Annotated in this window: 11 protein-coding genes; 4 read left to right on the top strand and 7 right to left on the bottom strand. The window is 35.4% G+C overall.

Annotated features, from left to right (window positions below; all coding sequences use genetic code 11):
* Positions 1 to 28: 28 nt before the first annotated feature.
* Positions 29 to 466: a hypothetical protein gene (locus Q0X52_RS04890; RefSeq protein WP_297575567.1), complete on the bottom strand. Its 438-nt coding sequence runs from the start codon at positions 464 to 466 to the stop codon at positions 29 to 31.
* Positions 463 to 1,347: an EamA family transporter RarD gene (gene rarD / locus Q0X52_RS04885; RefSeq protein ID WP_297575564.1), complete on the bottom strand. Its 885-nt coding sequence runs from the start codon at positions 1,345 to 1,347 to the stop codon at positions 463 to 465. The genes Q0X52_RS04890 and rarD overlap by 4 nt, the downstream gene beginning before the upstream one ends.
* 110 nt (positions 1,348 to 1,457) lie before the next feature.
* Here rarD and Q0X52_RS04880 point away from each other — a divergent pair, with 110 nt between their 5' ends.
* A complete protein-coding gene (locus Q0X52_RS04880) occupies positions 1,458 to 2,801 on the top strand; it encodes a class II 3-deoxy-7-phosphoheptulonate synthase (protein ID WP_297575562.1) in 1,344 nt (447 codons plus the stop codon).
* A gap of 50 nt (positions 2,802 to 2,851) precedes the next feature.
* Here Q0X52_RS04880 and thiM read toward each other — a convergent pair whose 3' ends face one another.
* The 5 genes from thiM to Q0X52_RS04855 are packed head-to-tail and all read right to left on the bottom strand — an operon-like array spanning position 2,852 to position 7,530.
* Positions 2,852 to 3,589: a hydroxyethylthiazole kinase gene (gene thiM / locus Q0X52_RS04875; RefSeq protein ID WP_297575560.1), complete on the bottom strand. Its 738-nt coding sequence runs from the start codon at positions 3,587 to 3,589 to the stop codon at positions 2,852 to 2,854.
* The gene (locus Q0X52_RS04870; RefSeq protein WP_297575558.1) at positions 3,589 to 4,077 is read right to left on the bottom strand and encodes a peptidylprolyl isomerase; all 489 of its coding nucleotides are present in this window, start codon (positions 4,075 to 4,077) and stop codon (positions 3,589 to 3,591) included. Before Q0X52_RS04870 ends, thiM begins: the two co-directional genes overlap by 1 nt.
* A 57-nt stretch (positions 4,078 to 4,134) precedes the next feature.
* Positions 4,135 to 5,259, bottom strand: a complete 1,125-nt coding sequence (locus tag Q0X52_RS04865) for a hypothetical protein (RefSeq protein WP_297575556.1) — start codon at positions 5,257 to 5,259, stop codon at positions 4,135 to 4,137.
* A gap of 32 nt (positions 5,260 to 5,291) precedes the next feature.
* On the bottom strand, positions 5,292 to 6,785 hold the full coding sequence (locus Q0X52_RS04860; protein ID WP_297575554.1) for an MBOAT family O-acyltransferase: 1,494 nt from the start codon (positions 6,783 to 6,785) through the stop codon (positions 5,292 to 5,294).
* Between the two features lie 13 nt (positions 6,786 to 6,798).
* Entirely contained in the window at positions 6,799 to 7,530 is a 732-nt protein-coding gene (locus Q0X52_RS04855; protein ID WP_297575547.1) for a YebC/PmpR family DNA-binding transcriptional regulator, read from the bottom strand.
* Positions 7,531 to 7,654: 124 nt separating this feature from the next.
* On the opposite strand from Q0X52_RS04855, the gene Q0X52_RS04850 reads away from it, so the two are divergent.
* The 3 genes from Q0X52_RS04850 to Q0X52_RS04840 form a co-directional block, all read left to right on the top strand.
* Positions 7,655 to 7,852 carry a heavy-metal-associated domain-containing protein gene (locus Q0X52_RS04850; protein WP_297575546.1) on the top strand — a complete coding sequence of 66 codons (198 nt, stop codon included), beginning with the start codon at positions 7,655 to 7,657 and terminating at the stop codon, positions 7,850 to 7,852.
* Between the two features lie 4 nt (positions 7,853 to 7,856).
* Positions 7,857 to 10,019 (top strand): heavy metal translocating P-type ATPase, encoded by a 2,163-nt coding sequence (locus tag Q0X52_RS04845; RefSeq protein ID WP_297575544.1) that lies wholly within the window; start codon positions 7,857 to 7,859, stop codon positions 10,017 to 10,019.
* 293 nt (positions 10,020 to 10,312) lie between these two features.
* The coding region (locus Q0X52_RS04840; RefSeq protein WP_297575542.1) for a hypothetical protein at positions 10,313 to 13,030 on the top strand (2,718 nt) is incomplete at its 3' end.

Here is a 13,030-nt window from a genome sequence, read left to right as displayed (position 1 = left end):
ATTTAAATCCCAAAATGCCAAATTTAGACTATAAATTTAACTCCTTATAACTCTCATAAAGGCTATTTTTCTGCTCTTCATTTATCTTTTTGCCATCTACCAAATACTCTTCATTTATCTTTGTAAGTTTATCCAAAACACCAAATATCTTTTGCTCCCATCTTTTTGGATCTTCTAGATGTTTGTGAGTTTGGGCGATAAAGTCAAGCTCATACAAAAGCCCCTTTATCTCGCTATTGTAGTCGTTTTCATCTTTTAGTAGTTTTATTTTCTCATCTTTTACTAGTTGGATACTTTTTTCTATAAGCTCTTTTATATCATCTATAAGTGCCATATATTTTTCACAAATAGGGCGCTCATCCACACTAGAGGCGATTTTTCCATCATTCATCTCAACTTTTTTAATCTGCATATAGACAACTATTGCCACAGCAATGACAGCAATGACCATTAATTCAAGATTCATTTTCTACCTTTTTTTCTCTTTATTATACTCTCTGTTGTCATAATTATCAATCCAACCCAGATAAGTAAAAAGCTTATTATTTTGTAACTATCTAAGCTCTCATTGTAGATAAATACCGCTATTGAAATTTGCACTGATGGCGAGAGATATTGCAAAAACCCAATAGTAGAGAGCTTTATTCTAGCAGCCGCCCCGTTAAATGTAAGAAGCGGAAGAACTGTTATTATGCCACATCCCATAAGTAGTAGCCCATTTTTATCAAATTTAAAGTGGCTTATGCCATCTATGCCAAGATATGAGAGATAGATGATGGCAAAAAGACAGATAAGTGTATTTTCTATAAAAAGCCCCTCAACTGTTGGCACATTTACCTTTTTCTTGATAAGTCCATAGATGGAAAAGGTTAGTGGCAAAGAGAGTGAGATGAGCGGAAGCTGTTTTATAGCATAAATTTGAATAGAGAGGGCTAGCAAAAGCAGAGCTACTGAGAGTTTTCCAGTTAGCGAAATCTTCTCTTTGAAGATAAAAACTCCAAAAAGTAGATAGATAAATGGAGTGATAAAATACCCAAGGCTAGTTGCTAAAATTTGGTTGCTATTTACGGCGTAGATGTAGATGCCCCAATTCATACTTATGAAAATTCCAGCTGCCATTAGCAAAATAACATCCTTTGGTTTGGCAAAAATAGTCTTTAGACTTTGCCACCTGTTGCTAAGCCTAATTAGTATAAAAAGAAGCACCAAAGACCAAAAGATTCTATGCGCAAGTATCTCATACGCACTACAATCCGTTAGTTGCTTAAAATATATCGGAAAGAGCCCCCACATCAAAAAAGAGAGCGCTCCATAAAAAAGACCCAGGTTATATTCGCTAAATTTCATAAATTTCTCCAAGCGCCAATTATATAGATTGTTTTTTTAAAATACTCTTATATTGGTGTTTAAGATATTTTTAGATAGTATCGATGAATTTTTAAATTTAAAGGAGAGCTATGAGTTGGAGTAAAGATAGTTGGAGAAATTATAAGATAAGGCAACAACCTAGCTATCCTTGCAAAGAGGAGCTAGAAAGAGTTGAGCGCTACCTTGCAACTTTGCCACCACTTGTCTTTGCAGGTGAAGTTAGGAGTCTTAAAAAAGAGCTTGCCAAAGTTGCAGCGGGAAAGAGCTTTTTGCTTCAAGGTGGCGATTGTGCTGAGAGTTTTGCAAATTTTGGTGCAAACAACATAAGAGATATGTTTAAAGTCTTGCTTCAAATGGCGATTGTATTGACCTTTGGTGGTGGCAAGCCAGTTGTCAAAGTAGGGCGCATAGCAGGACAATTTGCCAAACCTAGAAGTAGCGACTTTGAAGAGATAGATGGAGTTAGGCTTCCAAACTATAGAGGCGATATCATCAATGGCTTTGAGTTTAGCAAAGAGGCAAGAGTGGCTGACCCAAAAAGAATGATAGAGGCATATCATCAAAGCACAAGCACGCAAAACCTACTTCGTGCCTTTGCAAGGGGAGGACTTGCAAACCTGCATGAAATTCATCAGTGGAATTTGGGTTTTGCAAAAAAGCCTGAGCTAGATATTAAATTTAACCAAATGACTGACAGAATAACTGAGGCGCTTGATTTTATGGAAGCTTGCGGTATCACTTCCAAAAATACACCAAGCATAAATGAAACAGTTGTCTATACCTCTCACGAAGCACTTCTTTTGCCATATGAAGAGGCGCTTACTAGAGTTGATAGCTTGAGTGGTGATTATTATGGTTGTTCGGGACATATGCTTTGGATAGGTGAGCGAACAAGAGCTGTTGATGAGGCACATGTTGAGTTTTTGAGTGGTATCAAAAACCCAATCGGCGTAAAAATCGGCCCAAATGCAACTGCCAATGATGTTATAAAACTTAGTCAGAAACTAAATCCTACCAACGAAGAGGGCAAGTTAAATTTCATCATAAGAATGGGAGCAGAGCCTATTAAAAGCTCTTTAGAGCCAATTTTAAAAGAGTGCAAAAAAGAGGGTCTAAGTGTAGTTTGGAGTATAGATCCAATGCATGGCAACACCATAAAGACCAAAAACGGCTACAAAACTAGAGAGTTTGATAGTATCATAAGCGAGGTTAAGAGCTTTTTTGAGATACACAAAGCTGTTGGAACTTATCCAGGTGGAATACATCTAGAAATGACAGGTCAAAATGTCACAGAGTGCATGGGTGGCTCTTTTAAACTTACTGAAGAGGAACTTGCGAGCCGTTATGAAACGATGTGTGATCCAAGGCTAAATGCCGATCAAGCAGTCGAACTTGCCTTTTTGGTGGCTGAATTTCTAAAAGATATTAAATAACAAGCTATTTTTCTATCTACCACTTTAAATTTATAGTGGTAGATAGAGCTTTAGTTTTGGCTAAGTTCTTGCAAAGCATCTATAAAATAGAGCTTAAAACTACCAGCCAACGTGCTTTTAGACGCGGCCATTGAGGCGGCTTTTTTATACTCTTTTAAGACCTCATATGTTGCAATAAAAGGATCACTGTCTGTAGTAAGCGCTGCAGCAACTATACTACTAAGCAGGCAACCAGCTCCTGCTATCTTTGTTGTGATAGAGCTTCCGCCCTCTATCTTTTCTACTAGATTGCCATCGCTAAGCAGGTCAATTGCCCCAGTTGCAGCTACAATTGTCCCATAGTGCGAGGCTACTTTTTTGGCTATCTTTATAATATCATCAATACTGCCTTGCTCTACTTGCTCATCAAAGGTAAAATTTGCTATGGTAAAAAGCTCTGTATAGTTACATCTAATGGCTTTAAATTTCAGATTTGTCAAAAGCTCTTTTGCAATCTTTGTTCTGTAGCTAGTAGCACCTGCACCAACAGGGTCAAAGACAATAGGAATGTTAAGCTCATTAGCTCTTTTTCCAGCAAGAATCATAGCTTTTTTAATTTTTTTGTTGATAGTGCCGATATTTAGAGAGAGCGCATTGGAGACTTCAACTGTTTCGGTTGCGTCCTTTGGCTCATTTGTCATTATTGATGAGGCGCCAATTGCCAAAAGACCGCTTGCTTGAAAGTTTGCTGAGACAGTGTTGGTTATGCAATGCACCACAGGCGAGCGATCATTTATAGAGTGTAGCATTACAAAGTTTCCTTTATCTCTATATCTACAATCTTATTGCCAACTCTTATACTATCAAGAACTTTTAGTGACTTTTCGTCTATTAGGTCGCCAAAAACTGTATGCACGCCATCAAGATGAGGTTGAGCCGAGTGGCAAACAAAAAACTGACTTCCGCCAGTATCGCGTCCAGCGTGAGCCATAGAGAGAGTTCCGCGTTTATGCTTGTGAGTTTGGTTATCGCACTCACACTTTATCCTATATCCCGGACCGCCAGTTCCGGTGCCAAAAGGACAACCACCTTGAATAACAAAATTTGGTATAACTCTGTGAAAATTTAGCCCTTTATAAAAGCCACTTTTTGCTAAGCTTGCAAAATTCATTACAGTTTGCGGTGTCTCATCTGGATACAATCTTGCTTTCATATCGCCTTTTTCAGTCTTAATTATGGCAAATTTATACTTTGCTAACTCATCTTTATCTATATCGAAAACTTTTAATTTTTCCATTTTTATCCTTTAAATTTATTAGTTATTGGTAACTTTAACCAATACCAACTTAAAAGTTTATTTTAAATAGCTTTCTATTTTCTCACCAATTGAAAAAATGTCAAATTCCATTGATTTTTTAGTGAAAGTTTCCCAATATTTATCAAAATTTTCAAGTGTTAAAAGCCCCTTATCTTCTTTTATCCACAAGAGCATTTTGGAGTTAATCTTTGGACTATAATGGGTTAAATCCATATAGTTTGCGATATCATCTACAAAATCCATATCACCCCAAGCATAGATTTTTAAATTTGGATATTTACTTGATATCTCTACTAAATATTTTAAGCCATCATACAAAATCTTATAATCTGATTTTTTATATCTAACTAAAATAGAGTTTTCTATCCTAGAGTATGGTGGAATAAACATCAAAAATTCAGTTTTTGGGCTCTCTTTTACAAATTTAACTATGTAGTCATCTATATATTTTTTTGAATTTTTCATTTTTTTATCTACATCTTTGTCATATTCTGTATTGTTGGCTTTTATCTCTTTTATGGCATCTAGCACATCTTCAAATGTTGCTCTTATTTGATTTTTATTTTTATTTTTAAGCCAGTTGTCTATTCCTCCAAATCTATTTTGATATAAAACATTATCACACCATTTATTTGGTCTATCAAAATCAGCTTTTTCCCCTTTACAACCTTTTATTTTCATAAAGGTAAATAAACACATAATATATCTATCATTTAAATATATCTCAAAATCATTTAATGGATTTTTATCATATACACACTCTTTTAGCCCTTTATTATTAGATATATCAGAATTGATTATTGAGTATGTATCAAGCGAGTATAAAACTTTTTTAAGCTTTTTTTTGTCTATTGCATATTGTAAAACAAAGCTTCTTTCATAAAAATTGCTTGCTTGCATTGAGATGTTAAAAAATCTCCCACCTAGAATTTCATTAGCCTCTTTAGCTGATGTATTGACCAGCATAGAAGTTCCTAAAATAGCGCTATCAAAATCATAATTGTTTATAATCCCAGCTGCTTGTTGTCGCATATTTATTTGCAGGTATTGGCTATAGTTTTTATTTATATGCCAAATTTTAAGTGGGTCATAATGCCTAACTGTGATAAAAAATAGTGCAAAAAACAGCGTAAAAAATAGTGCAATGCCCAGAAAATACACAAAGCATAACTTTTTAAAATTCACGTCCCATCCTAAAAGTTAAAATAGATAAACTCACTATATGTTGAAACCGATATCGTTAAAATACTAATAGCAAAGATAAAGCCGCAGTATAGGGCAAAGAGATAGTTTTTTCTTTTAGTCTTTGATAGAAGAATTGAATTTTTCAAGAAAAAGACAGAGATAAAGGCAAAAACCATATAAAAAGTTATTTTTAAAATCAAATGCGAATCTACAGTATAGTTATTAAAAATAATTCCATATTTTGCCAGAAAGCCAAGTTTTGTACTTAAAGCTATTGGCAAAGCTATATTTGTTAGATCAAACATTGCTCTTAGGACATTTAAAGCATCTTTAAAGTTATTTGCTCTAAAAAATACCCAAGCTATATTGACAAAGTTAAAAGTTATAAAAATAGCTGCTAGTTTGTGCATCTTAAAGCCTAAATTTGACCAAATTCTATGAATTACTATGGCAACTCCATGTAGAAACCCCCAAAATACAAATGTCCATCCAGCACCGTGCCAAAGCCCACTTATCAAAAATACTATCATTAAATTTAGATAGGTTCTTTTGTTAGAAACTCTGCTACCGCCAAGTGGAAAATAGAGATATCTTGTCAAAAATCGCCCCAAAGTGATATGCCATCTTCTCCAAAATTCCTGTATATTTAAAGACTTATAAGGAGAGTTGAAATTTAATGGAAGCTTTATGTTAAACATCAAGGCTAGACCTATCGCCATATCGCAATATCCACTAAAGTCAAAATAGAGCTGAAATGTATAAGAAAGTGATGTTGCCCAAGCCTCTATGAAATTTAGCATAGCACTGTTTGCAAAACCAGCATTTACAACAAGTGCAAAAGTATCGGCAAGAACCACTTTTTTAAACAGACCGATAGAAAATATAAATAGTCCTAAGCTTAAATTTCTGTAGTTTATAAATTTGTTTTTAAAACTAGCAAATTGTGGCATCATCTCCTTGTGATGGACTATTGGTCCAGCTATTAGTTGTGGAAAAAATGTGATAAAAGTGCAGTAGTTGAGAAAATTTTTATCTATTTTGTAGACTTCACCACTATTTTTACTATCTTTTGCAATTCTCACTTTATAGCAGTCAGTCAAATAGGCAATTTGTTGAAAAGTAACAAAAGATAGAGCCAAAGGCAGAGCCAAATTTAGAGAATTTATATCTAAATTTAGTGTAAAGTTTAAGTTATCTATAAAAAAATCAGCATATTTAAAATAGCCAAGAAGCACTATATTCAGACAAATTCCAAAGATTAATACAAATTTCTTGTTTAACTTATTGTCTGAAAGTATTGCCATTGATGTAAAGTAGTTAAAGACTATCGAAAAAATAAGAATTGGTAGATATTTTACATTCCACCAAGCGTAAAAAAACAGTGATGCAAAAATTAAGAAAATTTTTGCACCCAAAAAGTACTTTTTATAGTTTAGCAGATAGTATACAACAAAAGTTATCGGTAAAAAGGCAAAGATAAAAACATAACTATTAAAAAGCATTTTGCCAACTAACTTACGCTATATTTGTATAAACCTCTTGCACATCGTCATCTTCTTCGAGTTTGTCGATAAGCTTTTCTATCTCTTCTATCTCTTCATCGCTAAATTCTTGTTTATTTGTAGGGATAAATTTCAAACTACCATTTATAAGCTCAAGTCCAAGTCGCTCAATACCCTCATTTAGCCTACCAAAATCCTCATAAGCGCCATATATTACAGCCATTTCATCACTATGCTCTTCATCGGCTTTGATAACTTCAAGTTCGCTAAGTCCATAGTCTATAAGCTCCAACTCCACATCATCATAACTTAGATGTTTTGGTTTTTTTATCTCAAAAACGGACTTTCTATTAAACATATAAGAGAGACTTCCAATAGGCAAAAACTCACCACCATTTTTTCCAAAGGCAGCTTTTATGTTTGCCACTGTTCTTGTTGGGTTGTTGGTGGCACACTCTACTATGATAAGAGCGCCATGCGGTCCCTTTCCATCATAGTGAATCACTTCAAAGTTCTCGCTCTCTTTGCCACTAGCTCTTTTTATGGCTGCATCGATATTGTCTTTTGGCATATTTTGAGCTTTGGCAGCAGCTATTGCAGTTCTTAGCCTTGGATTCATATCAGGATCTATCCCACCATCCTTTGCAGCTATTGTTATAGATCTTGCAAGTTTTGGAAAAATTCTACTCATTTTGCCCCATCTTGCTTCTTTTGCGGCTCTTCTATACTCAAACGCTCTTCCCATCTATCTACTCCTTATTTTCTTAAAAAAAGAATTATAGCAAAAATTACAGCAACCTAACATTAACATATAGTTTAATTAAGCCATATATAATTAATCAATATCAAAATTATTTAAGGAGTCAGATGTGAAGAAATTTAAAGTTGCAAATATTAGCTGTAACAACTGCGCAAATACCATAAAAAATGCTCTCAAAGATGAGTTTGGCAATATCGAAGTAGATGTTGCCAATGCAATTGTCTCTCTTGAGATACAAAACTCCCAAGTAAGCGACTTTTGTGCCAAACTAGATGAGCTTGGTTTTGAAGTGATAGAGGAGCTATAAAGAGTTGAAAATAGAGCTAAATATCGTTGGAATGACCTGTGTTAATTGCTCCAACGCCGTAGAAAGGGCAGTTAGCAAGATTGATGGTGTAAAAAGTGTAAATGTTAGCTTTGCCTCTTCTTATGGCGAGTTTGTGATAGAAGATGAAAGTGTTGAAAAGAAGATTAGAGAGAGGATTTTAAAGCTTGGCTATGAAATAGCCTCAGACTATGAAGAGCTTCAAAAAAAGAAGAGCAACTACCTAAATCATCTCAAAAATAGACTCTTTATTTCAGCGCTATTTTTGGCTATTGTTGTCTATTTTGAGATGTTTTCTGGCTTTAAATTTAAGGATTATATCTCTTTTGTTTTTACAACTGCGATACTTTTTTATGGCGGTTTTGACTTTTTTAAAAATGGCTATCTCGCTCTTAAAAACCGCAACTATGATATGAATGTCTTAGTTTCTCTTGGAAGTGGCTCAGCCTATCTCTACTCTGTTGTTGTGCTGTTTTTTGGTGCTATTTTTAAAGGTGCTAGCATAGAACTTCATCTCTATTTTGAGTCAGCCGCTATGATTATCACATTTATACTCATTGGCAAATACCTAGAAGAGCGCTCCAAACTCAAAGCAGATGACTACATAACATCACTTCTAAACCTAACTCCCAAAAAGGCGCTTTTAGTCTGTGGCGATGGCACTACAAAGGAGATTTTAGCCAAAGAGATCAAAGTAGGCGACATCATCCTTGTAAAAAATGGCATGAGTCTGCCTTGTGATGGTATCGTAGTAAGTGGCGGTGCAGAGCTTGATACCTCCTGCTTGACAGGGGAGAGTTTGCCTGTTTATCGCCAAGTTGGCGATGAGGTCTATGCTGGTTCTACCAACACAAATGGCTTTTTAAACATCAAATGCACAGTGCCAAACTCGCAAAATATGCTCTCCAACATCATCAAACTTCTAAGCGAAGCAGGAGCCAAGAAGCTGCCCATCTCAAGAGTTGCCGATAGGGTTGCCAACATCTTTGTGCCAACTGTCGTCGCCATCTCGCTCATTACATTTTTGATTTGGGCTTTTGTAGTTGGTAGTCTTTCAAATGGCTTTATATCGGCAGTTAGTGTGCTTATCATCTCTTGTCCTTGCGCACTTGGACTTGCAACGCCTGTAGCTATAGTTTGCGGACTTTCAAATTTAGCCAAAAATGGAGCTTTGATTAAAAATACAGAGGTTTTAGAGATTATAAAAGAGATAAAAACAGTTATTTTTGACAAGACAGGCACATTAACGCAGGGCAAAATCTCACTCTATAAGACAAATTTAACCAACGAAGAGTTGGCCATAGTTGCAGGAGTTGAAGAGCTTAGCGAACATCTCATCTCAAAGGCAATTGTAGAGTATGCCAAAGACAAAGATATCTCTATCACTAAATTTCACGGAGAGCTTCAAAACATAGCCGGTAAGGGCATAATAGCCGATGACAATATTTACATTGGCAATGAGGCGCTCTTTGCAGAAAACAACATCGCCATAGAGAGCCAAGAGGTCGCTACAAAGCTTTTAAATGACGGCTTTGGCGTAGTCTATGTAGCTATCGATAAAAAATTCGTAGGATACATAGCCATTAGTGACAGGCTAAGAGAGAGCTCAAAAGAGACAGTAGAGCAGTTGGCAAAGCAAGGCATTGCTTCAGTTTTATTGACAGGCGACAACTCCAAGACCGCCAACTTCATCGCACAAAACTGCTCCATAACGCAAGTTTATGCCAACCAACTTCCAACACAAAAACTAGATATCGTAAAGGAGTATCAAAGCAAAAGCAAAGTTGCCTTTGTGGGCGATGGAGTCAATGACGCGCTCTCTCTAAAGGTAGCAGAGTGCGGTTTTGCGATGAGTTCTGGAAGCGATATCGCAAAAAGTGCAGGCGATATCATTTTGGTAAATGACGACTTAAGAGTGGTGCCTTACACCATAGAGATGTCACGCGCTACAATGCAAGTCATCAAACAAAACCTTTTTTGGGCATTTTTTTATAACATCATCTGCATACCGATAGCAGCAGGCGCCATCTACCCACTTACAAACTCAGCGCTAGATCCAGCTTATGGGGCACTTGCTATGGGATGTAGCTCTTTGAGTGTTGTTTTAAACTCTCTTAGACTCAAATTTATGAAGCATAAATTCAAGTAGCTAAATAGGCTCATTTGTAACTTTGAAATTTACGATTTGTAACATTTGTATTTTTTAGAACAAATTTGCCTAAATTTGCTTGACATTCGTTTTTTTTTTTTTTTGAAATTAGCACAATTTACATAAATTTATGCTACTATTTACAGATTATATTGAGATAAATATAAAATTTTAAAACAAGGAGTTGTTTTAATGAATATTAGAATTTTATCTATGATGATAACCATTTGTGCTGCAAGTTTTTTGTTTGACTTTGCAAGTGCGAAGTTAGAAAAGAGTGAAAAGGATATATTATGAACAAAGTTTATAAAGATGGTATCGGCTGGGTAGCCATCGTCAAAAACAGCTCATGTGTGAGCTCAAGTAAAGGAAGTGGCACAGTAGTCGAAAAGAGCGGTGTTGAAGTTTTAAAAAACTTTTTTGATTTAAGAAATTCAGTTGTTTTAAATAATGGCTTTTTACTAAAAGGACTATTTGCAGCAACTCTATTTTGTGGAGTGTTTGTAGGTAATCTAAAAGCTGAAGTAACACCAGATATAACTAGACAGCAGCTTGTTACCCAGACGAACGGTAATATTGTTTATACTACAAATGGTGGTGATAGAGTCGCTAGATTTGTCAAGTCAATGGATGGCTACATCGATGGGCAAGGCAGAGGATATATTGATATAAATGGCCAATGGTATAAGGTTGATTCTTATGATGAAAGAGGTGTGATAACCCTAAAAAATGGAAAAAGATATGTATTGCCAACAGGAACTTTAGCTAGAGCAGATGGAAAGCTTTCTGAAGTGAGATTTTTTGAATTTGGTGAGAAATTTACCGGCGCTGGAAAAGCTACAAATAAAGAAGTTGTTAGGTATGATGCTAAAGAAAAAAAATGGTATGTTTATAATCTAGCAGATGATGAAAAGCTATATGCAGTAAAGAGTGGAAATTCAATTAAGTATTTCAGAATTGGTGATTTAAAAAAAAACAGTGATGGTACATTATATACAGGACCAGATGGCTATTACGTTTCTACCAGCCTAATAAATGCTAACGAGCAAAATCTGGGTAAGCTTCTTAGAGATTTAAATTTAATGGAAAGTGAAGAACCAGATATTAATAATCTAAAAAGACCCGATCGTCTTGGTTTAGTTGATTTTGATGGCAAAAGCACAGCTCCAGAAAAATACACGCCAGCTGATGAGGCAAATGGCACAATACCCGCCGGCAGAAAAGTCGGAGACAACAAAAATGGAAAAATTCGCCTTGGCAATGTCGCCAAAGCAAAGCTTGATGATGAAGCTGTCAACTTAGGACAACTAAACCAAACACTACAAAGTACAAAAGTCCACTATATAGATATAAACTCATCTATAACAGGCCCCAGCTCAAACTATGACAATGACGGTGCCATAGGTAAAGACGCTATCGCTATCGGACCAAATGCCAAAGCAGGTGATAACTCAGTTGCCGTAGGTTTTGGTGCAAAAACTGGTGAAGGTGTAATTGATAGAGATTCATATAACATTGGATCTAACTCACTTGTAGGATTTAAGAAACAATTGCAAAAAAATATAAATGAAGCAGTAAAAAAACGTGATGAAGCAGTAGAAAATTATAACAAAGCAATAACTTATCCAGATAAAAGTAAATATGATAGAATAAAAAATGAACAGCAAGAATTAATAAATAAATATGAAAAAATAAAAGCTACATATGAAAAAATAATAGACTCATATGAAGCACAATATGAATATAATGGCAAGCTAATAACACAAGCAGAATTTGATAAGCTTCCTAGAACTGAAAAAATGAAAATTCGAAAAACTGTCAGGTATAAATCGAATGCTTTTTATGAAAATTCTGTCGCTATAGGACATGATGCACATACACTTGCCAATGATGCAGTAGCTATAGGAAGTGGTGCTAAAGTCATTGCTAATGGTGGTGTGGCTATAGGGCAAGGTTCAGTTTCAAACGTTAGAGCAACAGATCTTGTGGGATATGAACCTCTAGCATCTGATATAAATAAAAGTACCGATTATTTTATTAAGCATCAAAAATCAACTTGGGAAGCAACAGATCAACCATTTGCCGTAGGTGATGATACAAGCAAAGAGAAAATAACTCGCCAAATTACTGGTGTTGCAGCAGGTACCAGAGATACCGATGCAGTCAATGTCGCTCAACTAAAACAAATAGGTTTGTATGCAGAAGGAGATATCGGCGATATTGGTGACAAGATACACACTGAAAAGAAAGGTTATAATACTTTAAAGATAAAAACTGATGGCAACTGGGAGGACAACAAGACTAATGTTGTTTATACCGGTAAAAATCTTGAGACAAGATTCACAAAAGGATATTTTGATCAGAATGCAAAAAAGGATGTTAATAGTAAATTTGAAATCGCTATGACAGATAAACCTAGGTTTAAATCCATAACCATAGCAGATGATAACGTTACGAAGAATCAAGAGGATAAGTCGCCTATCGAGTTAAAAAAATTTGGTTATAAAACTATCGGTTTTGCTGGAGAAAACAATAGCACTATCAAACTTACAAATTTAGCTGATGGCAACATCACCAAAGATAGCACCGATGCAGTCACTGGTAAGCAACTATATGATGTTAATCAAACTGTAAATAAAGGCTTTCTCACACAGGCTGACTACAACGCCACAGCCGACACCGACATCACCAAAGGCACAAAAGTCTCTCACGCCCTTGGTGGAGTTATCAAAGTAAGAGGCGATTTTGAGCTAACAGGTAGCAAAAAGGACTTAAACGACTTACTAAGTGGTGAAAACCTAGCTACTTCAATCAACAAAGATGGTAGTATAAATTTACTTATGGCTAGAACTCCGAAATTTGATGATATCAACATCTCAAAAGATGGAAACTATACAAGTTTAACTAAGTGGATCAAAAAGATAGAAAGCTCAAGCTCTACAGGTGGCTCAACTACAGCAGCTGACTTATCTAAAAAAGCAGATTTAAATGCTTCAAATTTACAAGCCAAT

Origin of the sequence: uncultured Campylobacter sp. (genome assembly GCF_947255105.1) — a bacterium.
Classification (GTDB): domain Bacteria; phylum Campylobacterota; class Campylobacteria; order Campylobacterales; family Campylobacteraceae; genus Campylobacter_B.
The sequence above is the reverse complement of the archived record's forward strand: the minus strand, read 5'-3'. Positions and strand labels throughout refer to the sequence as shown.